Source organism: Pseudomonas sp. BN515 (assembly GCF_029873155.1).
Lineage (GTDB): Bacteria > Pseudomonadota > Gammaproteobacteria > Pseudomonadales > Pseudomonadaceae > Metapseudomonas.
Window position 1 is genome coordinate 19,556 of sequence record NZ_SSOH01000029.1, and the last position, 25,080, is coordinate 44,635.

A 25,080-nucleotide genomic window follows, 5' to 3' on the forward strand; every position below is an offset into this window, starting at 1 on the left:
CACACCCTACGCGGTCCCGACTCACAGCTGCTCCTCATCCTCCTCCGGCAACTGCGGGTCCAGGTGCAGCCACGGCAGGCGGCTCTTCACCCAGATATGCCGGTCCGGCGGAGCGGTTTCGGGCCGGTCCAGGGTGGCCACCGTCAGGTCCAGGGTGTCCGGGGCAAGCTGGGTGAAGAACGCCAACTGGCTGCCGCAGTTCGCGCAGAAGTAGCGGATGCAATTGGCGGACGAGGCGTATTCGGCCGGCGTGCCGTCGGTCCAGCGGAAGCTCGCCAGAGGTACCGTGGCCCAGGTGGTGACGATGCCGCCGGTGGTCCGCCGACAGATCGAGCAATGGCAGTGGGCAACATCGGTCAAGGGCGCCTCGACGGTGTAGCGCAGCTGCCCACAGTGGCAGCCGCCGGTGTGCAGTTCGGACATGGCAGTCTCCGTTCGCTGGGTCCTGAATAACGCTAGCAGGCGGTTGCGCAGGGCCGTCTGCATACCGAAGATGAAGGCTTCCCGCTGACTGGATGTCGCTGTGCTCACCCTCTTCCAGGCCCTCTGGCCCCTCTTCGCCCTGATCATCGGCGGCTACCTGCTGCGCCGCTGGGACTTCCCCGGCGAAGCCTTCTGGCCCGCCGCCGAGCGCCTGAACTACTTCATCCTGTTCCCCGCCCTGCTCTTCAGCAGCCTGGCCACCGCACCGCTGCACAACCCGGCGCTACCCCGCCTGGCCCTGGCGGTGTTCCTGGGCCTCGGCATCGGCTGGGCCGCCCTGCTGCTCGCACGACGCCTGCTGAACTGGCCAGCCGCGCGCTTCGGCGCCATCACCCAGGGCATCCTGCGCTTCAACACCTACCTGGGCCTGGCCGCCATCGGCAGCCTCTTTGGCAAGGATGGCCTGGCCATTGCGGCGCTGATGCTGGCCCTGATGGTGCCGACGGTGAACCTGATGTCGGTCTGGGCCCTGACCGCCGAGCGCGGCGTAAACCTGCGCGGCCTGCTGCTGCCGGTGGCGAAGAACCCGCTGATCCTCGCCTGCCTGGCCGGCGCCCTGGTCAACCTGGCCGGCATCGGCCTGCCCGGCGGCACCGACCGCCTGCTCAACCTGCTGGCAGTGGCCAGCCTGCCACTGGGCCTACTCTGCGTCGGTGCGGCGCTGCGGCCACAGGAACTGGCCGGCGAGGCTCCCGCCCTGGCCTGGAACTGCGCCCTGCGCCTGCTGGCCATGCCCGCCCTCGCCTTTCTGGTGGCCCGCGTGCTCAGCCTGCCGACCATGGAAAGCAGCATCCTGGTGCTGTTCTTCGCCCTGCCCACCGCGCCCACGGCCTATGTGCTGACCCGCCAGCTCGGCGGCGACAGCCACCTGATGGCCGGCATCATCACCCTGCAGACCCTGCTCGCCGCCGGCAGCCTGCTGCTGGTGATGCGCACGCTGTCCGCCTGACGCCACAGAGGCAAGTCCACCGTTCGTCGACAAATCGCCACGTAATCGGTACCGATCACCGCCGAAAGCTGGCTGAAAGGTTGCGGGCTTAGCATCCGCCCCACTACCGGCACCAGACCGGTAACCCGAAAACAACAAGATTGGTGATCGATATGTTCTGCTCCCGCTGCCTGCCCGGCACTCCTCCGCCCGTCCTCCGCACGTCTTCGGCCCAGCGCTGATTTCCACCCGCCCCGCCCGAATCACGTCCGGAGAACCGCCATGCTGACTCTGCTCGGCTTCGCCATGGTCATCTGCTTCATGTACCTGATCATGACCAAGCGCCTGTCCGCCCTGATCGCCCTGATCATCGTCCCCATCACCTTCGCCCTGATCGGCGGCTTCGCCGCGGGCATCGGCCCGATGATGCTGGAAGGCATCAGCAAGCTCGCCCCCACCGGGGTGATGCTGATGTTCGCCATCCTCTACTTCGCCCTGATGATCGACTCCGGCCTGTTCGACCCGGCCGTGCGCAAGATCCTCAAGCTGGTGAAGGGTGACCCGCTGAAAGTGTCCATGGGCACTGCCGCCCTGGCCCTGATCGTCTCACTCGACGGCGACGGCGCCACCACCTACATGATCTGCGTTGCCGCCCTGCTGCCGCTGTACAGCCGCCTGGGCATGAGCCCGCTGATCATGGCCGGCCTGATCATCCTCGCCGGCGGCATCATGAACATGACCCCCTGGGGCGGCCCTACCGCCCGCGCCGCCAGCGCCCTGCACGTGGACCCGTCGGACATCTTCGTACCGATGATCCCGGCCATGATCGTCGGCGCCATCGCCCTGTTCGGCCTCGCCTGGGCCTACGGCAAACGCGAGCGCGCCCGCCTCGGCGTGCTGCACCTGCCGGATGACCAGATCAACCATGACGAAATCAGCGTGTCGCAGTACCCGGAAGCCCGTCGTCCCAAGCTGCTGTGGGTGAACGGCGCGCTGACCGCCGCCCTGATGGTGACCCTGATCGCCGGGCTGCTGCCGCTGCCGGTGCTGTTCATGATCGCCTTCAGCCTGGCCATGATCATCAACTACCCCTGCCTGCAGCAGCAGAAGGAACGGGTCGCGGCCCATGCCGGCAACGTGCTGGCGGTGGTTGGCCTGATCTTCGCCGCCGGCATTTTCACCGGCATCCTGTCCGGCACCGGCATGGTGGAAGCCATGTCCAAGAGCCTGCTGGCGGTCATCCCGCCGTCCATGGGCCCGTACATGGCGGTGATCACGGCGGTCGTGAGCATGCCGTTCACCTTCTTCATGTCCAACGACGCTTTTTATTACGGCGTGTTACCGGTTCTGGCCGAGGCGGCAAGCCATTACGGCATCAGTCCGGTGGAGATGGCGCGGGCGTCTATCGTAGGCCAGCCGGTGCATCTGCTGAGCCCGCTGGTGCCCTCCACCTACCTGCTGGTGGGCCTGGCCAAGGTGGAGTTCGGCGACCACCAGCGCTTCACGTTGAAGTGGGCGGTGATGATTTGTCTGTGTATCCTCGTCGCCGCCTTGCTGCTGGGTGTGTTCCCGCTCTTCGGATCACACTGACAGTCGCTAACTGACATTCGCTCAAGCCGGAAACTGCGTAAGCTCTTTCCGGCTTGTTCGTGTTCCATCCCTAGACCAAGAAACTTGTGAGGATCAACGCATCATGGAATGGCTGACCAGCCCGGAAATCTGGGTCGCCTTCTTCACCCTGACCGCCCTGGAAATCGTCCTCGGCATCGACAACATCATCATGATCGCCATCCTCGTGGGCCGCATGCCGCCGCACATGCAGGCGCGCACCCGCTTCTTCGGCCTGGCGCTGGCGATGATCACCCGCATCCTGCTGCTGCTCTCCATCACCTGGATCATGCGGCTCACCAACGACCTGTTCCAGCTGTTCGGCCAGGGCATCTCCGGCCGTGACCTGATCCTCTTCTTCGGCGGCCTGTTCCTGCTGTGGAAGAGCACCACCGAGATGTACCACAGCCTGGAAGGCGAAGATGAATCCGAAGCCGCGCCCAACGGCGCAGCGCGCAACTTCATCGGCACCATCATCCAGATCGCCATCATCGACATCGTGTTCTCCCTGGACTCGGTGATCACCGCCGTCGGCATGGTTTCCCATGTGCCGGTGATGGTCGCTGCGATCATCGTCGCCGTACTGGTGATGATGCTGGCCGCCGGCACCATCAGCGACTTCATCGACAAGCACCCGAGCCTGAAGATGCTGGCCCTGGCCTTCCTGGTAGTGGTCGGCACCGTGCTGATCGCCGAGTCCTTCGAAGTCCACGTACCGAAGGGTTACGTCTACTTCGCCATGGCCTTCTCCCTGGCCGTTGAGGCGCTCAACATCCGCATGCGCATCGCTCGCGGTCGCAAGGAAGACCCGGTGAAACTGCGCAAGGACATTCCTGGGCAGTAAGCCGAAGCAATGAAGAACGGGGCCGAATGGCCCCGTTTTTTATTTGGGCGCAAGCACCGAAGCACGCCAACTCATTGATTCGAAAGGCCCGGCACTCACATCAACAGCGTTGATGTTCTCTATGCCGAGTGATCACTTTTTAATCAGAACCCCATCCGTAACATGAGCTCCAGAAGAAGTTTCCTCCCCCTTCACGGAGCCAAAGATCATGAAAACCCAAGCCTTCGCTGCCCTGTTCATCGCCGCCCTGAGCACTTCCGCCTTTGCCCTGCCGGCCGCCTACCAGCCGGTGCTGGGTGAAGCGAAGGAAGGCACCACCCTCCAGGTCATCGACCCGGTTGCCGCCGAAGGCAGCTTCATGGTCCTGGACCGCGTGGCTGAAGGTGGTTCCGACCGCACCGGTGCCAACCGCGTCGCTGAAAGCGGTTCCGACCGCACCGGTGCCAACCGCGTCGCTGAAAGCGGTGCCGACCGTACCGGTGCCAACCGTATCGCCGAAGGCGGTGCCGACCGTCTGCTGCAGGCCCAGCGCATCAGCTGATCGCAGCCTGCAAAACCTCAAAGCCTGGCGGATGCCGGGCTTTTTGTTTGTGGGTAGGGTGCGCCGGGCGACCGTCGCCCCCATCACGCGCCACGGGATCGGGAAAACCCATGCGGAAACCACCTCAGCTTTTTGCGCCAACTTATTGATCGGCAACGAGCACAAACCCCGGAGACGGGCTTTACTTGTCAGCAGGTGAAGAAAAAGTCAGGCACGCAGCGGTAATCAGTCAGGGCCGGGACGGTCCAACGATGACAATATTGTTACAGATCGCCTGCCGGGGCCGCCGCTTCCCGCCCATGGGCAGAGCCGCCTTCTAGATCGCCAGGAGGGCCACCATGCTGACCTTGCTCAATCTCCTCTCGGCCGTCGCCCTGCTCATCTGGGGCACGCACATCGTGCGAACGGGCATTCTTCGCGTGTACGGCTCCAACCTGCGCCGCCTGCTCAGCCGCAGCGTACGCCGCCGACCCCTGGCCTTCGCCTCGGGTATCGGCGTCACCGCCCTGGTGCAAAGCAGCAACGCCACCGCACTGCTGGTCAGTTCCTTCGTTGCCCAGGGCCTGATGCTGCTGGCGCCGGCGCTGGCGATCATGCTCGGCGCCGACGTCGGCACGGCGCTGATGGCCCGGGTGCTGACCCTCGACCTGTCCTGGCTGTCGCCGCTGTTGATCTTCTTCGGGGTGATCTTCTTTCTCTCCCGCAAGCAGACCCGCCTGGGGCAGTTGGGGCGCGTCGGCATCGGCCTGGGGCTGATCATCCTCGCCCTGCAGCTGATCATCGCCGCCGCCGAACCCATCACCACCGCCAAGGGGGTGAAGGTGCTGTTCTCCTCGCTGACCGGCGACGTGCTGCTGGACGCCCTGACCGGTGCGCTGTTCGCCATGGTCTCGTACTCCAGCCTGGCGGCCGTGCTGCTCACCGCCACGCTGGCGGCCTCCAAGGTGATTTCCCTCAAGGTGGCGCTCTGCCTGGTGATCGGCGCCAACCTCGGCAGCGGCGTCCTCGCCCTGCTCAGCAGCACCCTGCAGAACCCCGCCGGGCGCCGCGTGGCCCTTGGCAGCCTGCTGTTCAAGCTGGCCGGCTGCATCCTGGTGCTGCCGCTGGTGGGGCCACTGGCCAACTGGATCGACAGCTGGCCGATTTCCACCGCCGAACTGGTGATCGCCTTCCACCTGCTCTACAACAGCGTGCGCTGCGCCCTCTGCCTGCCGCTGACGGTGCCGATGGCGCGCTTCTGTGACTGGCTGCTGCCAGACCGCCCGCAGCCCGACGATGTAGCCAAGCCGCGCCACCTCGACCCCGCCGACCTGGAAACCCCCAGCCTGGCGCTGGCCAACGCCGTGCGCGAAACATTGCGCATGGGCGATATCGTCGAGCAGATGCTGAACAACCTGCTGCACCTGCTGCGCGGTGGCGACCCGCTGCTGGGCAAGGACATCCACCGCCTCGACGACGACATCGACGCCCTCTATACCGCCATCAAGCTCTACCTGGCGCGCATGCCGCGCGAAGACCTGGGCGAGCGCGACAGCCGGCGCTGGGCGGAAATCATCGAGCTGACCATCAACCTGGAGCAGGCCGGGGACATCATCGAGCGCATGCTCGACGACGTGCAGAGCAAGAACAACGCCCAGGGCCGGGCCTTCTCCGATGAGGGCCTGGGAGAGATCGTCAGTCTCCACGACCAGTTGGTGGAGAACCTGCACCTGGCCCTTTCGGTGTTCCTCAATGGCGACCTGGAAAACGCCAAGCGCCTGCGCCGCGCGAAACAGCGCTTCCGCATCCTTGAACGGCGCTTCGCCCACGCCCACGTCTCGCGGCTGCACCAGCAGGTGGTGCAAAGCATCGAGACCAGCGCCCTGCACCTGGGCCTGATCGGCGACATGAAGCGTCTCAACTCGCTGTTCTGTGCCATCGCCTACGCGGTGCTGGATAACCCGGACGCCCCCGATGTGGTGGAGGACGAGCACGAGTCTGTCGCGCCCTCGCGCTTCTTCGAGCCGGAAATCGGTTCGCATCGCTGAATCACGCTCTTCACAGCGTGCGGGCCGCTTGGGCAGAATCCGGGCATGACGCCTCATGACCCTTCCAGCGCCTCGGTCAGCGCCAGTCTGACCCAGGCCGTCCTGCACGCCGCCACCCAGCTCGGCCTCGCCCGGGAAGAACTGTTGCGCGCCAGCAACCTCGACGAAAGCCGCCTCGCCGACCCGGACGCGCGTATCCCCTTCAGCACCCAGGAAGCGCTCTGGGGAACCATCCACAGCCGCCTGCTGCATCCCGAACCGGGCCTGGCCATCGGCCGCGCCCTGGCGCCCGGGCAGTTCAGTGTGCTCGGCTACCTGCTGCAAAGCAGCCCAACCCTGGGCGAAGCCCTGGAGGCCGAGCTGCGCTACCAGCGGCTGGTGGGCGAGGGCGGCAGCCTGGCCCTGGAAGTGCGCGGCGATGAACTCTGGACCCTGTACCGCCCGCTGCACCCGACGCTGCCGGCGACCCGTGCGCGGGTGCTGGCGCTGATGGCGTTCTGGCTGGAGCTGATGCGTCCGCTGCTGGCGGACCTGCGTCTGCTCAAGGCCTGCTTCGTGCACGCCGCGCCCGCGGACACCAGCCTCTACCAGCAGTGCTTCGCCTGCCCATTGCAGTTCGAGGCTGAGGATTACGCCCTGGTGCTGCCCCTGGCCTTGCGCACGGCACCGCTGAAGCAGTCCAACCCGCCACTGCAGGCGGTGCTGCGCCAGCACGCCGAAGCGCTACTGGCGCGCCTGCCCAGTGAAGGGCTGCGGGCGCGGGTCGTCGCGCTGCTCGGCGCCCAGCTGGCCCGTGGCGAACCCGATCGCGGCGCCCTGGCTGCGGCCCTCGGCATCAGCGAACGGACCTTGCAACGGCGCCTGGCGGAAGAAGACAGCAGCTATCAGCAACTGCTCAACGACACCCGCCGCCACCTGGCCGAGCGCCATCTGGAGGAGGGCCGCCTGCCGATTGCCGATATCGCCGTGCTGCTGGGTTATTCCGAGCCCAGCGTGTTCTTCCGCGCTTTCCGCCAGTGGACCGGGCTGACGCCGGGGGAGTACCGGCAGAAGCACAGGAGCTGAGCTTCTTTTGCTCTTCGTAGGGGCGAATTCATTCGCCAAGCAGCCCGAAGGGCGGCCCTGAGGATGAACAGGGGGGACGCTGCGCATCCCTTGGCGAATGAATTCGCCCCTACAAGGATTCAGCTCAGCTTCGACGCTATTCCACGCGCCTTGAGAAACGCCAGGAACGCCTCACGGCTCGAATACTGCGGCCGATAGCCGAACTCGTCCTTCAGGCGGCGGTTGTCCAGCACCGGGCGGTAGCGCAGGAAGTCCAGTTGCTCCGGGCCGTACTGGGTCAGGCCCAGGGGCTTGAGCAGGGCCAGGGCGGCACGCAGCAGGTCCGCCGGCAGTGGTCGATAGGGCTTGCCGAGGATGCCGGCGATCTCGGCCATACTCAGCGCGCCATCGCCCGCCAGGTTGTAGATGCCTTCTGCGCTGCGCTCCAGGCCTTCGCGGATGATCGCCACCACGTCCTGGTCCCAGATGAACACGAAGCGGCTGTCATGCCCCTTGATGCCCAGTACCGAGCGCTTCTGGAACAGCTCGGTGATCTGGTTATTCACCTGCTCACCCAGGATGGTGCCGGGGCGCAGGACCAGTTGGCGCAGTTGCGGATGCTGTTTGCGCGCGTCAGCCAGCAGCAGTTCCACCTCGCGCTTGTGGCGGGCATAGGCGAAGAGGTCGTGGCCGCGCAGCGGATGCTGTTCATCGATCCACTCGGCGTTTTCCGGGTAATAGCCGTAGGCAGCGCCCGAGCTGGTAACGATCAACTGGCTGACGCCCTCGGCCACTGCCGCATCCAGCACGGCGCGAGTGCCGCCGACGTCGATGGCATGCAGGCGCGCCTCGCTCATCCCGCGTGGCGGCGTCACCACCGAGGCCAGGTGCACGATGGCATCGGGTTTCCAGCGCTCGACGCAGGCATCCACTTCGCGGGGAAGACTGATGTCCAGCGACACCGGCTCGATGCTCGACTTGAGCCCTTGATGGCTCAGCGGGCGGATGTCCGCAGCCACCAGCGTCCAGTCCGGGTGGCGCAGGGCCAGGTCGCGCAGCAGTTGCTGGCCGATGAAACCGGCAGCGCCGGTGATCAGGACGCGCATGAGAGTTCCTCCTTGCCGCGCGGCGGATTGCGCCGCCAGACGGCCACCAGCACCAGGCCGGAAACGATGTGCCAGAGCCCCCAGAAGCCGGCCACCAGGGCCATGTCCACCTGGCCGCCGAACTGGGTGAGGATCAGCCCCAGGGCCAGCCCGGAGTTCTGCATGCCGACCTCGATGGTCAGGGCGCGGCGGTCCGCGTCGGCGAGGCCGACCAGGCGCGAGGCGCTCCAGCCCAGCAGCAGGGCGCCGGCGTTGTGTCCGACCACCACCAGCAGCACCAACCCGGCGTTGGCCACCAGCAGTTGCCAGTTGCCCGCTGCAGCCACCACCAGGAAGAGGCCGAAGGCGAGCAGCGAGAAGCGCTTGAACCAGGGCAGCACACGGGCGCTGAAGGCCGGCGCCAGGTTGCCCGCCGCCATGCCGGCCAGCAGTGGCAGTACCAGCAGCACCGCCAGGCCGCCGATGATGCCGCTGGCGTCCACGTCCAGGCTGCTCATCTGCCCATGCAGGAAGGCGGCGGTGTCCGGGTTGAGGCTGGCGGTGGCGGCGAAGTTCAGCGGGAGGCTGAGGATCGCCAGCAGGCTCGACAGGCTGGTGACGCTCACCGACAACGCCGTATTGCCCCGTGCCAGGTGGGTGATGACGTTGGACAGGTTGCCGCCGGGGCAGGCGGCCACCAGCAGCATGCCCAGCTCAAGGCCGGGGCGCAGGTCGAGGAAGAGGGTGGCCACGAAGGTCAGCCAGGGCAGCAGGAGGCACTGGCAGAGCAGCCCAAGCAGTGCCGGCAGGGGCCGTCGCAGGACCAGGAGGAAATGGGCCAGGCGCAGCTCCAGCGCCACGCCGAAGATCAGCGCGGCGAGCACCAGCCCGAGTATCAGTTGCTGACTACTGTCGTAGTTCATCGATGGGTTCTCTTGTTGTTCTTCTGTCGCCGCTCACGGGCGCAAGGCCAGAGCAGCTTAGTCGTCCGTCCCGGGAGCGACAGTGGCCGACATCGCCAGCACGAGTGGCCAATCGCGACAACTGATGCGGATCAATATTTGTCCACAGGCGCGCAGATAAAGTCGATGGCCAATTGATATCAGACTAATCCGCCATGCCCCGCATCCTCCCGCCCCTGTTGCTGATCAGCGATGACCGTGTGCTCGCCGACCAGGCGCGCCAGCTTCTGACGTACAACGCCCTGGAATGCACCGTGCTGACCACCAGCAGCGACTGCTCGAAGGCCCCGCTGTGCCGCTGGCTGAAGGACGCGCCGCTGAACCATTCCGGTCGTGTGCAGGCCCTGCTGGACGAGGCGGTGGAGGTGCTGGACCGCACCCGCCACGCCTTCCGTTCCAGTGAACTGGGCCGCCTGCGCAAACGACTCGAACAGGCACTGGGGGAGTTGCCGCCTCCCGAGGACTGAGGTAAAAACGGGACCGCAAGGTTCCGCCAATGCGGAAGCCGGCTTTGCCGGGCAGGACGCAAGGGGCCTGCAAGACAAAGCGCCGTGATCGGCATCTCCTCCGAGGGATGTCGATCACGGCGCTTTTTTTATGCCCGCAGAAAACATCCAAGGGAGGATGCATGGGCCTGGAACGACAACTCGAGGGAATGCTTGGCCGCATCGGCCTGTCACGCGCGGAAGTCACGATGCGCTGCCGCTACCTGGACTGGCAGGACAAGGACGCGACACACCTGGCCAGCCGGGGCGCGAGTCTGGACGACTGCCACCAGGCCTTCGTCGAACGCCTGTACGACCACCTGGCGCAGTTCGAGCCCATCGCCGGCATCCTCCACGATCCGGTCACCCTTAAACGCCTCAAGCACAGCCAGCTCGACTACTACCAGCGGCTCTGGCGTGGCCCCTACGACCGTGGCTACGTGCTCGACCGGTTGCGCGTGGGCCTGGTGCACCAGCACGTGGGGGTCGACCTCAAGTGGTACCTGGGCGCCTACCGCCTGTACCTGGACCACATGCTCGGCGCAGTGCTGGGCGAAGGCGAGGACCAAACGATCTACGCGAGCCTGCTGAAGGCAGTGTTCTTCGACATGGCACTGGCCATCGACACCTACAGCAGCGCACAACGCCAGGCCCTGGAGGACAGCGAAGCGCGCTTTGCCCGGGCGCTGCGCGGAGCCAACGACGGCCTCTGGGACTGGGACCTGGAAACGGACCGGATCTACCTTTCCGAACGCTGGGCGGCGATGCTTGGCCTGGGCCGCGACAGCCTGGGCGAGGGCAGCTCCAGTTGGTTTGGCCGGGTTCATCCGGACGATCTGCCGGGCCTGCGCCAGGCGGTGGATGCCCACCTGCGCGGCGACACACCCTGGTTGAATCACGAGTACCGTATCCGCCGTCGCGACGGCGCCTACCTCTGGGTACTGGTGCGCGGCGTGGCGGAAGAAGGGCGCATGGCCGGCTCGCAGACCGACATCAGCCAGCGCAAGCTCTCCGAACAGCAACTGCGCCACGCCGCCCGCCACGATCCCCTGACGGGCCTGGCCAACCGCCTGCGCCTGGACGAGTTGCTGCAACAGGCACTGCAACGCCGCCAGCGTCCCGGAGCAAGGGACGCCGGGCTGCTGTTCATCGACCTCGACCGCTTCAAGCTGATCAACGACAGCCTGGGCCACGCCATGGGTGACCGCGTGCTGGTGGAGGTGAGCCAGCGCCTTACCCGCTGCCTGCGTCCGGGGGACCACCTGGTGCGTTTCGGCGGCGACGAGTTCGTGGTGCTGCTGGACGACCTGGCCTGCCTGGCCGACGCCGAACAGGTCGCCCAACGCATGCTCGACAGCCTGCACCAACCCCTGCACCTGGACGACCACAGCCTGGCGGTCAGCGCCAGCATCGGCATTACCGGACTGCTGGCCGAGGGGCAGGCAGTGGACACCCTCCAGGCCGCCGACCTGGCCCTGTACCGCGCCAAGGAAGCCGGCAAGGCCCAGTTCGCCCGCTACAGCACCGAACTGCAGGCAGCGGCCCAGAAGCGCCTCGACCTGCACAACGCCCTGGCCCACGCGCTGGCTCGCGACGAGTTCGAACTGCATTACCAGCCGATCTGCCGCATCGATGGCAGCCGGCCGCAGGTCACCGCAGTCGAGGCCCTGCTGCGCTGGCGCCGGAATGGCCGGCTGGAATCGCCATTGCAGTTCATTCCCGCGCTGGAGGAATCCGGCGAGATCATCGCGGTGGGCGACTGGGTGCTGCGGGAAGCCTGCCGGCAGACACGCCGTTGGCAACTGGTCGGCCAGGAGGACCTGAGTTGCTCGGTGAATCTCTCCAGTCGACAGCTGCTGCAGCCGGGGTTCGCCCAGCGGGTCGCGGCCATCCTGCGCGAGAGCGGGCTGCGTCCCACCAGCCTGGTGCTGGAGATCACCGAGAGCCTGCTGATGCAGGACAGCGCCGAGACCCTGGCCTGCCTGCGCGAACTGGCTGTGCTCGGGGTCCGCCTTGCCCTGGACGACTTCGGCACCGGCTATTCCTCCCTCGGCTACCTCAAGCGCTTCCCGCTGCAGATCCTCAAGGTGGACCGCAGCTTCATCGGCGGCGCGCCGGACGACCCCGAGCTGAACGCCATCTCCCGAGCCATCATCGGCCTGGGCCGCAGCCTCGGCCTGGAAGTGGTGGCCGAGGGCGTCGAAGACCCGGCGCACCTGGACTTCCTGCTTGGCCAGGACTGCCGCTACGCACAGGGGTACTGGTTCAGCCGTCCACGGCCGCCGGACATGCTCGAACCGCTGTTGCTGGGCGCAGAAGGGTTCGAAGGCGAAGGATGCCTGCCGGGTCCGGCCACCAGCACCCGCGAAGATAGCCAGGGGAGCAGCCGATGAAGATCAACTTGCCGGTCAGCGGACGCGCGGTCGAGTTCGACGCCAATGCCAACATCCTCTCCACCACGGATCTGAAAGGGGTCATCACCCACGTCAACGATGATTTCCTGGCCATCAGCGGTTTCGACCGCGACGAACTGCTGGGGCGCAGCCACAACCTGGTGCGTCACCCGGACATGCCGCCGCAAGCCTTCGCCCATCTCTGGCAGACCCTCAAGGGTGGCCGCAGCTGGATGGGGCTGGTGAAGAACCGCTGCAAGAACGGCGACCACTATTGGGTCAGTGCCTATGTCACGCCGGTGGTGCGGGACGGCAAGGTGGTGGAATACCAGTCGGTGCGGACCCGTCCCGAACCCGCCCGGGCCGCAGCGGCGGAACGGCTCTACGCGAACCTGCGGGAAGGGCGCCTGCCAGGTGCCCTGCGGCGTCCGCTCCTGGGCCTGCGTGCACGCCTGCTGGCAGGTTGCGGCGCCGCCGGCCTCTCCGGCCTGGGCCTCGCCCTGATACTCGACGGCATGCTGCCCTTCGCCGAGGTTCCCGCCGCCCTCGCCAGCCTCGGGGCCTGCGGTGCCTGGATCCACTGGCAGCTGCGCCCCCTGAACGCACTGCTGGACAAGGCCAGGCGCATCGCTGACAACCCTATCGGCCAGTGGCTCTATTGCGGCCGGACTGACGAATTCGGCGAACTCGACTTCGCCATGCGCATGCTGGAAGCCGAGGCGGGCGCCGTGGTCGGGCGTATCGCTGAATCCGCGCGGCAACTGGCGGGCCATGCCGGCCACCTGGCGTCGTCGGTGGCCAGCACCAGCGAGGCGACCCGCCGCCAGCAGCTGGATACCGAGCATGTCGCCAGTGCCATCGAGCAGATGGCCTGCAGCGTCCAGGAAGTGGCGCGCAGTGCCCAGCAAGGCGCCAGCGCCGCCGACCAGACCGACGCCGCCGCGAGCGCTGGCCGGGAGGAAGTGGATGCCACCCGCCTGCACATCGCCAGCCTCGAAGAAGAGGTTCGTCAGGCCAGTAGCACCGTGCAGGCACTGCGTAGCCACAGTGGCGATATCAGCCAGATCCTGGAGGTGATCCGCAGCATTGCCGAACAGACCAACCTGTTGGCGTTGAACGCCGCGATCGAAGCGGCCCGCGCGGGCGAGTCCGGCCGGGGATTCGCGGTGGTCGCCGACGAGGTACGTGCCCTGGCTTCGCGGACCCGGCACTCCACGGAAGAAATCCACACACTGATCGCCAGACTCCAGCAGGGCGCCGGCGATGCCGTGGAAGCGATGCAGCAAAGTTGCCGGCAGGCTTCCGAAAGCCTGCAACAGGCGTTGCGCGCCAGCGATTCCCTGGCCCGGATCAATGGCCAGGTCAGCGAAATCAGCAGCATGAGCCTGCAGATCGCCAGCGCGGTGGAGCAGCAGAGCGCCGCCAGCGAGGAAATCCAGCACAGCCTGGCGAGCATCCGCATCGCCGCCGACAGCAATGCCGAAAGCGGTGGGCACAGCCAGCACAGCGCCCACCAGGTGGCGGAGCTGGCGGCGGACCTGCAGACGCTGGCCCAGCAATTCTGGGAGAGACGCCACCGGCACGGTTGAGGCATTGCCAGACAACGAGCCCTGGGCGAGAGTGCCAGCATTTCCCCGGAGCAGGACGCCCATGTCGATCAGGAAGCTGCGCATCAGCGATATCGAAGCCTTGCATCGCCTCTTCGCCGAGGTCTGTGCCGAGGGTGAGTTCCTGCTGCGGGCCGAGGCGCCGCCCATCGCGCAGATGCGAGCGATGCTGCTGCGCTCGCTGCCGCTGGATCTGCCGCAGTTCGTCGCCGAAGTCGACAGCGACCTGGTGGGGTCCATCGAGGTTTTCCCCGCCAGCTTCTGCCGCATGGAAGATGGCTCCGGGGAAGACTTCGGCGTGCTCGGCATGCAGGTGAGGAAGGCCCATCGCAACCGGGGCCTGGGCGGCAATCTGATGGAGGCGGCGCTCGAACATTGCCGCCAGCTGGACATGCGTCGGGTGGAGCTGACGGTGCTGAAGTCCAACGCGACCGCCATCCGCCTCTATGAGCGCTTCGCCTTTCGCTGGCTGTCGGACCTGCCTCCGGTGACCCTGCCCAACGGCCGCGCCGACCAGCCGCAGAAGATGCGCCTGCTGCTGGGCTGAGCCGCAGGCCGTCCGGCGCGCCTTCTCAGGGCTCCCGGTGGGCAGTATCCTGCGCGCCTTCGCCCACAGCCCAGTCGCGACCGATGCTGCTGTCCACCTTCAAACCCCAAGTGCTCAAGCTCATCGAGCTGCTGCAACGCCATCCACGGCTGATCGCCCTCTACGGCTTCTGCTCCGGCATGGCGAGCTTCTTCCTGGTGGAGCGGGGCGCGCGGGTGGCCAAGGTGATCGCCATCCTTCTGCTGGTGAGCTGGGTCTGGCTGATGCTGGAGAACCTGTTCCGACGCAGCGTCGAGCGCCTCTTCGGCATCGAACTGCCGCCACCCCTGATGCGTTTCCTGACCCAGCTGATCCACCAGGAAAGCCTGTTCTTCGTGCTGCCGTTCTTCGCCATCACCACCAGCTGGAACAGCGGCCAGGCCCTGTTCACCGGGCTATTGGGTGTGGCGGCGCTGTGCTCGATCACCGACCCGATCTACAACCGCCACCTGGCGCCGCGCCGCTGGCTGTTCCTGGCCTATCACACGCTGACGCTGTTCGCCGTGCTGCTGGCCGCGCTGCCGCTGATCCTCCAGCAGACCACCGCACAGAGCTACCGCTGGGCGCTGGGCACCGCCATCGCGCTGTCCTTCGTGAGCCTGCTCGGGGTGTTCCGTGGGCAGCGCTGGTGGCGGGTGCTGGGCCTGGCGGTACTGATCCTGGCCCTGGGCGGGCTGGGTTGGGTGACGCGGGTCTGGGTGCCGCCGGCGACCCTCTGGCTCACCGAAGTGGCGGTGACACCGGACCTGGACAACCACCAGCGCACGCCGGGTGATGGCGTGGAAGAAGTCAGCGCCGCTGAACTGCGCAGCAAGGGGCTCTATGCCTACACCGCGATCAATGCGCCGCGCGGGCTGAACGAGCGCATCTACCACGTGTGGCGCTTCAATGGCCGCGAAGTGGACCGCATCGCCCTGGGCATCCACGGCGGCCGTGAGGCCGGCTACCGCGCCTGGACCCACAAGCAGAATTTTCCCAGCAACCCGGTGGGGCGCTGGCAGGTTCAGGTTCTTACCGAGGCGGGGCAGATGATCGGCACCCTGCGCTTCAAGGTCACGCCCTCCGAGCTGCCGCCCAAGCCCCATTGAGCATCAGGCCGAAGCGGTAGGGTGCGCCGTGCGCACCGGCGGTTTCACCTGATGCCGAAGCCGATCCCGGAATCGGTGCGCACAGCGCACCCTACGGTCCTGGCTGACGCCGTAACGAATCAGCCGAAGAACCAGTAGCAGACGCCGATGGAAGCCAGCACGCCGGACAGGTCTGCCAGCAGGGCGCAGCCCACGGCGTGGCGGGCACGCTGGATGCCCACGGAGCCGAAATACACCGCCAGCACGTAGAAGGTGGTCTCGGTGCTGCCCTGCATGGTGGCGGCCACCAGCGCGGGGAAGCTGTCGACGCCCTGGGACTGGATCGTCTCGATCAACATGGCCCGCGCAGCGCTGCCGGAGAAGGGCTTGACCAGGCCGGTGGGCAGCGCCTCGACGAAGCGGCTGTCCAGCCCCAGGCCTTCCACCGCCCAGCGGATGACGTCGAGCAACTGGTCCAGGGCCCCCGAGGCGCGCAGGGCACCCACGGCACATAGCATGGCGACCAGGTAGGGCAGGAGGTTCTTCGCCACGTCGAAGCCTTCCTTGGCGCCTTCCACGAAGGTCTCGTAGATCGGCACCTTCTTCAGCGCCCCCATCAGCAGGAAGCAGAGGATCAGGGCGAACAGGGTCAGGTTGCCGAGCAGCGAGGACAGCGCCGTCAACGCGGTCGCCGACAGGCCGGCCAGCACTGCCATGAACCCGCCGAGCAGCAGCGCAGCGCCGCCGAACCACGCGAGCAGGACCGGGTCGGTCAGCTTGATCCGCTGCATGAAGGCCACCGACAGCAGCGCCGTCATGGTGGAAATCGCGTTGGCCAGGAGGATCGGCAGGAACACCAGGGCAGGGTCCGTGGCACCGGCCTGGGCGCGGTACATGAAGATGGTCACCGGCAACAGCACGAAGGAGGAGGCGTTCATCACCATGAACAGCACCTGGGCATTGCTCGCCGAGGTACTGCTGGGGTTCAGCTCCTGCAGCGCCTTCATCGCCTTGAGGCCGATGGGCGTGGCGGCGTTGTCCAGGCCCAGGCCGTTGGCGGTGAAGCTCAGGGTGACCAGGCCGAGGGCGTGGTGTCCTCGTGGAACCTCCGGCATCAGGCGGGCGAACAACGGGCCAAGCAGGCGCGCGAGGATATCCACCAGGCCGGCCTTCTCGGCAATGCGCAGGAAGCCCAGCCACAGGGTCAGGGTCCCGAACAGCAGGACCATCACATCCACCGAGAGCTTGGCCATGGCGAACAGGCTTTCCACCATCGCCGCCCACACCCCCGGGTCCCCCCCGATCCAGCGCACCAGCGCGGCCACCGCCGCCACCAGGAAGAAGCTCAGCCACAGGCCGTTGAGCATTTGCAGTCCCCCAGAAATCAGTGAGGCGGATTCTAGCGGGGCAGCCGGTAGAGCGGCGAATTCAATCTGTCTTCAAGTCCGAGCAATTCCAAAGCTCCCTCACCCCCGGCCCCTCTCCCAAAGGGAGAGGGGTGACTCGCGATTGGCAAATTCGTGTCAGCCTGCACGATCAGCTCCCTCTCCCTCTGGTAGAGGGCTGGGGTGAGGGCAGTCGAGCCCCCGCTGGAACTTGAGCCAGGGCGCCCACAAAAAAGCCCCGATCAAGTCGGGGCTTTCTCATTCAGCGCAGCGTGCCTCAGTCAATGACCGCACGCCCCTTGGGCGAGGCTTCGGCGCTCGGCAGGGAGGCCAGGTAGCGCTGGCCCTTCTCGGCGTCGTACATGCCTTCCCACTTGGCGATCACCAGCACCGCCAGGGCGTTGCCGATCACGTTCAGGGCGGTGCGCGCCATGTCCATGATGCGGTCGACACCGGCGATGAAGGCCAGGCCTTCCAGCGGGATGCCGACGCTGCCCAAGGTGGCCAGCAGAACCACGAAGGACACGCCCGGAACACCGGCGATGCCCTTGGAGGTGACCATCAGGGTCAGCACCAGCAAGAGCTGCTGACTGATGCTCAGGTCGATGCCGTAGAGCTGGGCGATGAAGATCGCGGCGATGCTCTGGTACAGGGTCGAACCGTCGAGGTTGAAGGAGTAGCCGGTGGGCACCACGAAGCTGCTGATGGCACGCGGCGCGCCGTAGGCTTCCATCTTCTCGATGATGCGCGGCAGCACGGTCTCGGAGCTGGCGGTGGAGTAGGCGAGGATCAGCTCGTCCTTGAAGATGCGCATCAGCTTGATGATGGAGAAGCCGAACAGGCGGGCTACCAGGCCCAGCACCATGAAGGCGAAGAAGGCGATGGCGAAGTAGACCAGCACCACCAGCTTGGCCAGCGGCAGCAGGGAGGCGAAGCCGAAGTTGGCCACGGTCACGGCGATCAGCGCGAAAACACCAATCGGTGCGTACGCCATGATCATGTGGGTGACCTTGAACATGGTCTCGGACACGCCCTGGAACACCTTCACCAGGGGCTCGCGGGTCTCGCCCGGCAGGCTGGACAGGCCAAGGCCGAACATTACCGAGAAGAAGATGATCGGCAGCATCTCGCCACGGGCCACGGCGGCGAAGATGTTGGAGGGGATCAGGTTCAGCAGGGTCGAGACCAGCGCATGGTCATGCTGCACTTCCTGGGCCGTCTGCTGGTACTTGGAGATATCCACCGTGCCCAGGGTGCTCATGTCGATACCGGAGCCGGGCTGGAAGAAGTTGGCCAGCAGCAGGCCGACCACGATCGCCACCGTGGTGATGATCTCGAAGTAGATGATGGTCTTCAGGCCGATACGGCCGAGCTTCTTGGCATCGCCCACGCCGGCAATGCCGACGACCAGCGAAGCGATGACGATCGGGATGACGATCATCTTGATCATGCGGATGAAGATGTCGCCCGCCGGTTGCAGGACGTTGGCGATCCACCAGGCCTTTTCTGCACTGAAGTGGTTGAGCAGGGCGCCAATGGCGATACCCAGCACCAGCCCGATGAGAATCTGCCATGCGAGGCTCAGTCTGGCCTTGGTCATAGTCGTCACCCTCTGATTTCTTGTGGAAGTCGGGAGCACGGCACCGTCCGGGATGGCCGGGCGGACCGCAAAAGGGGCGACATGATTCATAGGAGGCTAACGATCGTCTAATGCCGTAACCGCCTACCCTATGCCGAATCGGCATGACGAAAATCAGATGGAACGATGGTTCCAGAGGCCGCGGAATAACATTTTCGGCATGGGTAAAATCCCCGAATGTGCGGCGGCAAAGTGCGTGAGCACCATCTAGGCTGACTGGGTCCGACCCGCTCGGGTCCCAGAATTTCGATTGGATGGAGAGCTGAAATGAAGAAGGTCCTGGTGCTCTATTACTCGATGTACGGTCACATCGAACGCATGGCGGAATCGGTCGCCGAAGGTGCGCGCAGCGTTCCGGGCGTGGAAGTGACCCTCAAGCGCGTGCCGGAAACCATGCCCGAGGATGTGGCCCGCAACGCCGGCGCGAAACTGGACCAGGCCGCGCCCGTGGCCAGCCCGCAGGAGCTGGCGGACTACGACGCGATCCTGTTCGGTACGCCGACCCGCTTCGGCAACATGAGTGCGCAGATGCGCAGCTTCCTCGACCAGACCGGCGGGCTCTGGGTGAAAGGGGCGCTGATCGGCAAGATCGGTAGCGTCTTCACCTCCACCGGGACCGGCGGCGGCTCGGAAACCACCATCACCTCCTTCTGGCACACCCTGGCCCACCACGGAATGCTGCTGGCCGGCCTGCCTTACTCGGCACCGGAACTCACCGACATCAGCGAACTGCGCGGCGGCTCGCCCTATGGCGCAGCCACCGTGGCCGGCGCCGACGGCTCGCGCACGCCAAGCGCCAAGGAGCTGGCCCTGGCGAAGTTCCAGGGCGCACATGTGGCGACCTTGGTAAGCAAGATGAAATGAGGGGAAGGTGAACAACCTGTAGGGGCGAATTCATTCGCCAAGGGATGCACAGCATCCCCGATGGGCCAACAGGCAGACCTCCGGTCTGCATGGCGATTGAAATCGCCCCTACAGAGGGTGCTTTACCTGCGTGGTGCTTCCGCTGCCCACCGGGAACTGGAGGTCATCCAGCTCCCGGCAGCAGCTCTCCTGACCTGGCCCGCATGGCTGCGGAGGCACCCCTTCTGCCCCTGGGTCACGCCGCTCCTGACGACGCGGAACAACCCGGCCCCCTGGTCCCCCGGCCCATCAGCGGGCCTTGTTCCGTCTGACCTCCAATACCAGTTCGGCTCCGCCTTCAATTGCTCGTCGAGGATGCGCCGGACTTCGTGATCCGGCTCGCCGAGCCAGCGGAAACTGGCATGTCGACTGGGCGACTTACCGGACGGCAAAGCATCCGGTACCTGCACATAGAGTCCCCGGACGTCGTCCTTGTTCCGGCTCTCCACGCAACCTGCTCAGGGCGCTCGTCGGCCAATGATGAAAGACACCACGAACAACACCAGGAAGATGATGAAGAGTATCTTCGCGATGCCCGCGGCGGTCCCGGCGATGCCGCCAAACCCCAGCACGGCGGCAACGATGGCAATGACGAGAAACGTAAGTGCCCAACTCAACATGGCCTTTCTCCTTTTGCTTTGGCGTTTTCAGCGCAACGGCCTTCGGCACGACTGCCCCTGGAGAATCGTCACGGCGCAGGGCGCCGCGTCGATGGGTGTTGCAAATCTGTGGAAGCTGCTGCGCAGCAAGGCGAGGCAGCGCAGCGAAGAGATCCGGAAGACAGCAAGGCTCCACATGGCGATGCTCCTTGTGCGGACTCAGAAGACCCAGCGCACCTGGGTGACGACCTCGGTCTGCACGGGCTGACTCACTTCATGCAACGGCCCGTCAGCACGAACCGGCGCCGTCCTGCTGCTTTGTTCCACTGCGGGGATCTGCAGCGGCGTAGGCTGGACGCGCTCGCGCAGAAGGTAGTCGGCGAGCATTCCGAGCACTACCACGAGCGCGATCAGTAGCACCATGAGCCACCTGGGCGACCACCACTGAAAACCTTTCATCCTCGAATCCTCCCCTTGGGCGGATGTTCGATCGACCTCGAGACTACAGACGCACGGCCATACCACTCGTGGCCCTGAATACATCTGAAGTCACTCGCTTGCGCCGGCATCCCTGCCAGCCCCAACGGCAATTCCCGTCCTGCTCCCGGGCGGATCGCCGCTGACAAAAGGCCCGGAACCTCCCTGTTCCAGGCGGAGTGGTCCTGGGGTGCGCAACGGTCACAAGAGGTAGAAAGACCGACGCGCCTTCAGGTACCAGGGACATCGCAAGGCCTGTGCCAGTCTCTCAGGTTGAAGAATTGTCTTATCAATCAGCGTATTAGCGTCCAGCCCGCGACTTCCTACGCTTGCATGCTGCAAGGCGTGCAGGAAAAGTGCGTGCAACTTGCACGATATTTCTTGATGGCTGGATAGACCGGCAGCCAGGACCGGCTGCGGTCGAGTAACTGGAGGTGCGCTGCGCGGCCGGAGCCAGCGGCACAGCGCGGAGCCAGGGGGGAGGGCGATGTTCCTCACCGCCCCCCGGCAGTTCCTGGATTTATGGCGTCAGGCGACCGAAATCGCTCCAGGTGGATTGACCCCACTCGTACGGCAGCCATTCAGAGAGCAGACCGAGCAGACCGAGAATCCCTATCAGGCCGAGCAAGAAGTGTGGACCCGTCAACGGGGTTTCGGGCGTTTCGGGCGAGTATGAAAGGTAAGAGGTCATTATCTGGTCCTCCCTTGGGTTGGATTTGCCGGACGAGCCGGCGCTGGATCTTCGACAGCACTGCCCCACGCCATTCAAAACCTTGAATGAACCTCCATGAACTCGATCTGGTTGTTCGCGTCTTCCAATCTGACCCGACGGAATCTGGACCGATACGGCGTGATCCCTCGGGTAGATCACGCACCGCCGAAGGCCCGGAGCATCCCTGTTCCGGGCGGACTGCACCTGATTTGGAAACGGCCCCCACAGAAATGGACCCTCTCTGCATTCAGGTAAGGGAACAGGGGCAATGCCCGTGCCAGCCCTCCAGATGAAGGAAATCCACGGAAATCAGCGACCTGGACCTCCAGCCGAGTCTTCCTACGCTTGCATCCTGCAAATCCTGTAGGAAAAGCGCGTGCAACTTGCACGATGATTCTTGGACTAACTTTCTATGACTCGGAAATGGAGCGAGATCATGGAACAGGCAACCGAGAACCAGGGACGAATTCTCTTGGTGGATGACGAAGCCGCCATCCTGCGGACCTTCCGCTACTGCCTCGAAGATGAGGGCTACAGCGTTGCCACGGCGGGCGGCGCGGCCCAGGCCGAGGCGATTCTGCAACGGCAGGTGTTCGACCTGTGTTTCCTCGACCTGCGCCTGGGCGAGGACAACGGCCTGGACGTGCTGGCGCAGATGCGCGTGCAGGCTCCCTGGATGCGTGTGGTGATCGTCACCGCGCATTCGGCGGTGGATACGGCGGTGGATGCCATGCAGGCAGGCGCCGCCGACTACCTGGTCAAGCCCTGCAGCCCTGACCAGTTGCGCATGGCTGCGGCCAAGCAACTGGAAATGTGCCAGCTCACCGCGCGCCTGGAAGCCCTGGAGGGCGAGATGCGCCGCACCGGCGAAGGCTTGACCTCCGAGAGCCCGGCGATGATGACGGTGCTGGAAACCGCAAGGCAGGTGGCCGGCACCGACGCCAACATTCTCATCCTCGGCGAGTCCGGCACGGGCAAGGGTGAACTGGCCCGCGCCATCCACGGCTGGAGCAAGCGGGCGAAGAAATCCTTCGTCACCGTCAACTGCCCTTCGCTGTCGGCCGACCTCATGGAAAGCGAGCTGTTCGGTCACAACCGCGGCGCTTTCACCGGGGCCAGCGAAAGCACCCTGGGCCGGGTCAGCCAGGCCGACGGCGGCACCCTGTTCCTCGATGAGATCGGCGACTTCCCCCTCAGCCTGCAACCCAAGCTGCTGCGCTTCATCCAGGACAAGGAGTACGAGCGCGTGGGCGACCCGGTGACCCGTCGTGCCGACGTGCGCATCCTCGCCGCCACCAACCTCGACCTGGAAGAGATGTCCCGCGACGGCCGCTTCCGTGAGGACCTGCTTTATCGCATCAATGTGATTGCCTTGAGCATGCCGCCGCTGCGGGAGCGCCACGAAGACATCCTCGACCTCGCCGAGCGCTTCCTGGCCCGCTTCGTTGGCGACTACGGGCGCCCCGCGCGTGCCTTCAGTGAAGAGGCGACGGCGGCGCTGCAGGGTTACCGCTGGCCGGGCAATGTGCGAGAGCTGCGCAACGTGATCGAACGCGCCAGCATCATCTGCAACCAGGAGGTGGTAGAGGTCAGCCACCTGGGGTTGGGCGACGCACCCGCCGCCAATGCGCCGCGAGTGGGCGGGCCTCTGAGCCTGGAGGAACTGGAGCGGGCGCATATCGCCGGAGTGCTGGCCAGCAGCGAAACCCTGGACCAGGCCGCCCGCACCCTCGGCATCGACGCGTCGACCCTGTACCGCAAGCGAAAGCTCTACGGCCTCTGAGCTAGGCAACGGCCATGCGATTGCGCACGCGGCTGTTCCTGAGCATCTCGGCGCTGATCACTGTTGCCCTGGTGGGCCTGCTGCTGGGGCTGGTCAGCGTGACCCAGATCGCCGGCTCCCGGGAGCAGCTGATCAACCAGTCCTTCACGACCCTCGAGCTCGTCCAGCGCATGCGCCAGCACCTGGGCGACCAGATGGTCGAACTGATGGGCGAGGATGTGGACCCTGTCACCCTCCTGAACGCCCAGCAGCAATTCCTGGAGGCGCTGAAGGAAGGCCTGGACCTGTCGTCCGACCCGATATCCCGCCAGCATTTCGAGAAGATCGCGGCCTCCTACCAGGTCTTCCTCGATGTCATGCGTCAGCCTGCCGGCCTGCGCAACAGCCTGCTGGACCAGAGAGGACCCGGCCGCGCCCTTGAGGCCCTGCGCAGCAACATGGCGGAACTGCAGAGCCATGCCTTGTCCATCGTCAGGACTGCGGAAACGGCGACCCGTGACCGCGCCCGGATGATCGCCGGGCTGCTCGGACTGGTCGTGGGCGCCGTGCTGCTGATCGGCTTCATCACCGCCCAGGGCATCGCCCGTCGCTTCGGCGCGCCCATCGACGCCCTGGCCAAGGCGGCGGACCAGGTGGGGCGGGGAGATTTCCAGGTCACCCTGCCGTTGTCGCCGGTCAACGAGATGGCTGCGCTGATCCGCCGCTTCGGTCTGATGACCGAGGCCCTGCGCATGCTCAAGGAAACCAACGTGGAGAAGCTGCTGGCCGAGCAGCAGCGCCTGAAGGCGGTGCTCGACAGCATCGATGACGGCCTGCTGATCCTCGATCGCCAGGGACGCATCCAGCACGCGAATCCGGTGGCCCAGCGGCAGCTGTCCTGGGAAGAGGTACCACACGGCCTCCTCCTGTCGAAGGCACTCGGCCGGCCGGAACTGGACGAGCAGGCCCAACGCGTACTGCGCGGCGACCCTCGGGAGGACGAGCCCGAGGACCTGGAGGTCATGGCCGACGCCGAGCAGCGCCTGCTGAGCTGGCGCATGGTCCCGGTGGCGCAGGAGGACGGACGTCTGCTGGGAGGCGTGATGGTGCTGCGCGACGTGACCGAGGAGCGCGCCTTCGAACGGGTACGCAAGGAATTCGTGCTGCGCGCCTCCCACGAACTACGGACGCCCGTGACCGGCATGCAGATGGCCTTCGGGCTGCTCAACGAGCGCCTGCGCTTCGACCCGGATAGCCGCGAGGCCGACCTGCTGACCACCGTGGACGAAGAGATGCAGCGGCTGGTGCGACTGATCAACGACCTGCTGGACTTCTCCCGCTACCAGAGCGGCGTGCAGGCCCTGGAGCGCGAACCCTGCGACCTGGAGGAACTGCTCAGCGCCTTGCGCCAGCGCTACAGCGCCCAGGCCAGCGAACGCGGCATCGAGATCGAGCTGGAACTGCACCCGCCACTGCCGCGGGTGAGCCTGGACCGTCTGCAGATCGAGCGGGCACTGGACAACCTGGTGGGCAACGCCATCCGCCACAGCCCGGACGGCGGAAACATCCGCCTGCAGGCCCGGCGTCACGGCGAACGGGTGCTGGTAAGCGTGGCGGACGACGGCGACGGCGTGCCCTACAGCCAGCAGGCGCGGATCTTCGAACCCTTTGTGCAGGTCGGCCACCGCAAGGGCGGCGCTGGCCTGGGCCTGGCACTGTGCAAGGAGATCGTGCAGCTGCACGGCGGGCGCGTCGGCCTCTATTCACGGCCGGGGCAGGGGGCGCAGTTCTATATGACCTTGCCGGTGTAGGGGCGAATTGATTGGCCATTTCTGCGCTGGCTTGTAACGCGCGACGCAGGCCCTTCCGGACTCCGCTCAAGCCGACACGTCCCTCACCCCCGCCCCTCTCCCGCAGGCGGGCGAGGGGTGACTCGCGCATGC

Annotated in this window: 21 protein-coding genes and 1 pseudogene; 14 read left to right on the forward strand and 8 right to left on the reverse strand. The window is 65.8% G+C overall.

Going from position 1 to position 25,080, the window contains the following annotated elements:
- Positions 1–21: 21 nt before the first annotated feature.
- Positions 22–423 carry a GFA family protein gene (locus E8E91_RS07750; protein ID WP_280375270.1) on the reverse strand — a complete coding sequence of 134 codons (402 nt, stop codon included), beginning with the start codon at positions 421–423 and terminating at the stop codon, positions 22–24.
- Positions 424–511: 88 nt separating this feature from the next.
- Between E8E91_RS07750 and E8E91_RS07755 the strand changes: the two genes are divergently transcribed.
- From E8E91_RS07755 to E8E91_RS07780, 6 genes are all read left to right on the forward strand, one after another.
- A complete protein-coding gene (locus E8E91_RS07755; protein WP_280375421.1) occupies positions 512–1,432 on the forward strand; it encodes an AEC family transporter in 921 nt (306 codons plus the stop codon).
- Between the two features lie 261 nt (positions 1,433–1,693).
- Positions 1,694–3,001, forward strand: a complete 1,308-nt coding sequence (locus E8E91_RS07760) for a CitMHS family transporter (RefSeq protein ID WP_280375271.1) — start codon at positions 1,694–1,696, stop codon at positions 2,999–3,001.
- A 103-nt stretch (positions 3,002–3,104) separates the two neighbouring features.
- A complete protein-coding gene (locus E8E91_RS07765) occupies positions 3,105–3,863 on the forward strand; it encodes a TerC family protein (protein WP_280375272.1) in 759 nt (252 codons plus the stop codon).
- Positions 3,864–4,071: 208 nt separating this feature from the next.
- Entirely contained in the window at positions 4,072–4,404 is a 333-nt protein-coding gene (locus E8E91_RS07770) for a phage infection protein (RefSeq protein ID WP_280375273.1), read from the forward strand.
- 338 nt (positions 4,405–4,742) lie between these two features.
- A complete protein-coding gene (locus tag E8E91_RS07775) occupies positions 4,743–6,431 on the forward strand; it encodes a Na/Pi cotransporter family protein (RefSeq protein WP_280375274.1) in 1,689 nt (562 codons plus the stop codon).
- A 45-nt stretch (positions 6,432–6,476) separates the two neighbouring features.
- Positions 6,477–7,496: an AraC family transcriptional regulator gene (locus E8E91_RS07780; protein WP_280375275.1), complete on the forward strand. Its 1,020-nt coding sequence runs from the start codon at positions 6,477–6,479 to the stop codon at positions 7,494–7,496.
- A 119-nt stretch (positions 7,497–7,615) separates the two neighbouring features.
- Here E8E91_RS07780 and E8E91_RS07785 read toward each other — a convergent pair whose 3' ends face one another.
- Together E8E91_RS07785 and E8E91_RS07790 are read right to left on the reverse strand one after the other, a co-directional pair.
- Positions 7,616–8,581 (reverse strand): NAD-dependent epimerase/dehydratase family protein, encoded by a 966-nt coding sequence (locus E8E91_RS07785; RefSeq protein ID WP_280375276.1) that lies wholly within the window; start codon positions 8,579–8,581, stop codon positions 7,616–7,618.
- On the reverse strand, positions 8,569–9,483 hold the full coding sequence (locus E8E91_RS07790; RefSeq protein WP_280375277.1) for a bile acid:sodium symporter: 915 nt from the start codon (positions 9,481–9,483) through the stop codon (positions 8,569–8,571). Before E8E91_RS07790 ends, E8E91_RS07785 begins: the two co-directional genes overlap by 13 nt.
- Positions 9,484–9,677: 194 nt before the next feature.
- On the opposite strand from E8E91_RS07790, the gene E8E91_RS07795 reads away from it, so the two are divergent.
- The 5 genes from E8E91_RS07795 to E8E91_RS07815 all read left to right on the forward strand — a co-directional run bounded on the left by E8E91_RS07795 (position 9,678) and on the right by E8E91_RS07815 (position 15,681).
- Positions 9,678–9,989 carry a hypothetical protein gene (locus E8E91_RS07795; protein WP_280375278.1) on the forward strand — a complete coding sequence of 104 codons (312 nt, stop codon included), beginning with the start codon at positions 9,678–9,680 and terminating at the stop codon, positions 9,987–9,989.
- Positions 9,990–10,150: 161 nt separating this feature from the next.
- Entirely contained in the window at positions 10,151–12,400 is a 2,250-nt protein-coding gene (locus E8E91_RS07800) for an EAL domain-containing protein (protein WP_280375279.1), read from the forward strand.
- Positions 12,397–13,989 (forward strand): PAS domain-containing methyl-accepting chemotaxis protein, encoded by a 1,593-nt coding sequence (locus tag E8E91_RS07805; protein WP_280375280.1) that lies wholly within the window; start codon positions 12,397–12,399, stop codon positions 13,987–13,989. The genes E8E91_RS07800 and E8E91_RS07805 overlap by 4 nt, the downstream gene beginning before the upstream one ends.
- Positions 13,990–14,050: 61 nt before the next feature.
- Positions 14,051–14,554 (forward strand): GNAT family N-acetyltransferase, encoded by a 504-nt coding sequence (locus E8E91_RS07810; protein WP_280375281.1) that lies wholly within the window; start codon positions 14,051–14,053, stop codon positions 14,552–14,554.
- A gap of 83 nt (positions 14,555–14,637) precedes the next feature.
- Positions 14,638–15,681 carry a DUF5924 family protein gene (locus E8E91_RS07815; protein WP_280375282.1) on the forward strand — a complete coding sequence of 348 codons (1,044 nt, stop codon included), beginning with the start codon at positions 14,638–14,640 and terminating at the stop codon, positions 15,679–15,681.
- A 119-nt stretch (positions 15,682–15,800) separates the two neighbouring features.
- On the opposite strand, the gene E8E91_RS07820 is transcribed toward E8E91_RS07815, so the two are convergent.
- Together E8E91_RS07820 and gltP are read right to left on the reverse strand one after the other, a co-directional pair.
- A complete protein-coding gene (locus E8E91_RS07820) occupies positions 15,801–17,027 on the reverse strand; it encodes a spore maturation protein (RefSeq protein WP_280363510.1) in 1,227 nt (408 codons plus the stop codon).
- Between the two features lie 295 nt (positions 17,028–17,322).
- Positions 17,323–18,645: a glutamate/aspartate:proton symporter GltP gene (gltP, locus tag E8E91_RS07825; protein ID WP_280375283.1), complete on the reverse strand. Its 1,323-nt coding sequence runs from the start codon at positions 18,643–18,645 to the stop codon at positions 17,323–17,325.
- A gap of 306 nt (positions 18,646–18,951) precedes the next feature.
- Here gltP and wrbA point away from each other — a divergent pair, with 306 nt between their 5' ends.
- Positions 18,952–19,548, forward strand: a complete 597-nt coding sequence (wrbA, locus tag E8E91_RS07830; RefSeq protein WP_280375284.1) for an NAD(P)H:quinone oxidoreductase — start codon at positions 18,952–18,954, stop codon at positions 19,546–19,548.
- Positions 19,549–19,865: 317 nt separating this feature from the next.
- On the opposite strand, the pseudogene E8E91_RS07835 reads toward wrbA, so the two are convergent.
- The 3 genes and pseudogenes from E8E91_RS07835 to E8E91_RS07845 all read right to left on the reverse strand — a co-directional run.
- Positions 19,866–20,030: pseudogene (locus tag E8E91_RS07835) on the reverse strand (Ivy family c-type lysozyme inhibitor); the annotation flags it as partial.
- Positions 20,031–20,045: 15 nt separating this feature from the next.
- A complete protein-coding gene (locus E8E91_RS07840; protein ID WP_190828893.1) occupies positions 20,046–20,207 on the reverse strand; it encodes a DUF1328 domain-containing protein in 162 nt (53 codons plus the stop codon).
- A gap of 198 nt (positions 20,208–20,405) precedes the next feature.
- On the reverse strand, positions 20,406–20,645 hold the full coding sequence (locus tag E8E91_RS07845; protein WP_280375285.1) for a hypothetical protein: 240 nt from the start codon (positions 20,643–20,645) through the stop codon (positions 20,406–20,408).
- A 1,166-nt stretch (positions 20,646–21,811) separates the two neighbouring features.
- Between E8E91_RS07845 and algB the strand changes: the two genes are divergently transcribed.
- A complete protein-coding gene (algB, locus tag E8E91_RS07850) occupies positions 21,812–23,158 on the forward strand; it encodes a sigma-54-dependent response regulator transcription factor AlgB (protein ID WP_280375286.1) in 1,347 nt (448 codons plus the stop codon).
- Positions 23,159–23,172: 14 nt separating this feature from the next.
- Positions 23,173–24,948: a KinB sensor domain-containing domain gene (locus E8E91_RS07855; protein WP_280375287.1), complete on the forward strand. Its 1,776-nt coding sequence runs from the start codon at positions 23,173–23,175 to the stop codon at positions 24,946–24,948.
- The last annotated feature ends 132 nt before the right edge of the window (positions 24,949–25,080 follow it).

Bases quoted from the DNA above. Each gene is read 5' to 3' on its own strand.
- E8E91_RS07805 (WP_280375280.1), top strand. From the start codon at position 12,397: ATGAAGATCAACTTGCCGGTCAGCGGACGCGCGGTCGAGTTCGACGCC.
- wrbA (WP_280375284.1), top strand. From the start codon at position 18,952: ATGAAGAAGGTCCTGGTGCTCTATTACTCGATGTACGGTCACATCGAA.
- E8E91_RS07840 (WP_190828893.1), bottom strand. From the start codon at position 20,207: ATGTTGAGTTGGGCACTTACGTTTCTCGTCATTGCCATCGTTGCCGCC.
- E8E91_RS07855 (WP_280375287.1), top strand. From the start codon at position 23,173: ATGCGATTGCGCACGCGGCTGTTCCTGAGCATCTCGGCGCTGATCACT.
- E8E91_RS07750 (WP_280375270.1), bottom strand. From the start codon at position 423: ATGTCCGAACTGCACACCGGCGGCTGCCACTGTGGGCAGCTGCGCTAC.
- E8E91_RS07820 (WP_280363510.1), bottom strand. From the start codon at position 17,027: ATGCTCAACGGCCTGTGGCTGAGCTTCTTCCTGGTGGCGGCGGTGGCC.
- E8E91_RS07785 (WP_280375276.1), bottom strand. From the start codon at position 8,581: ATGCGCGTCCTGATCACCGGCGCTGCCGGTTTCATCGGCCAGCAACTG.
- E8E91_RS07810 (WP_280375281.1), top strand. From the start codon at position 14,051: ATGTCGATCAGGAAGCTGCGCATCAGCGATATCGAAGCCTTGCATCGC.
- E8E91_RS07775 (WP_280375274.1), top strand. From the start codon at position 4,743: ATGCTGACCTTGCTCAATCTCCTCTCGGCCGTCGCCCTGCTCATCTGG.
- algB (WP_280375286.1), top strand. From the start codon at position 21,812: ATGGAACAGGCAACCGAGAACCAGGGACGAATTCTCTTGGTGGATGAC.
- E8E91_RS07800 (WP_280375279.1), top strand. From the start codon at position 10,151: ATGGGCCTGGAACGACAACTCGAGGGAATGCTTGGCCGCATCGGCCTG.
- E8E91_RS07760 (WP_280375271.1), top strand. From the start codon at position 1,694: ATGCTGACTCTGCTCGGCTTCGCCATGGTCATCTGCTTCATGTACCTG.
- E8E91_RS07780 (WP_280375275.1), top strand. From the start codon at position 6,477: ATGACGCCTCATGACCCTTCCAGCGCCTCGGTCAGCGCCAGTCTGACC.
- E8E91_RS07790 (WP_280375277.1), bottom strand. From the start codon at position 9,483: ATGAACTACGACAGTAGTCAGCAACTGATACTCGGGCTGGTGCTCGCC.
- E8E91_RS07795 (WP_280375278.1), top strand. From the start codon at position 9,678: ATGCCCCGCATCCTCCCGCCCCTGTTGCTGATCAGCGATGACCGTGTG.
- E8E91_RS07845 (WP_280375285.1), bottom strand. From the start codon at position 20,645: ATGAAAGGTTTTCAGTGGTGGTCGCCCAGGTGGCTCATGGTGCTACTG.
- E8E91_RS07815 (WP_280375282.1), top strand. From the start codon at position 14,638: ATGCTGCTGTCCACCTTCAAACCCCAAGTGCTCAAGCTCATCGAGCTG.
- E8E91_RS07770 (WP_280375273.1), top strand. From the start codon at position 4,072: ATGAAAACCCAAGCCTTCGCTGCCCTGTTCATCGCCGCCCTGAGCACT.
- E8E91_RS07765 (WP_280375272.1), top strand. From the start codon at position 3,105: ATGGAATGGCTGACCAGCCCGGAAATCTGGGTCGCCTTCTTCACCCTG.
- gltP (WP_280375283.1), bottom strand. From the start codon at position 18,645: ATGACCAAGGCCAGACTGAGCCTCGCATGGCAGATTCTCATCGGGCTG.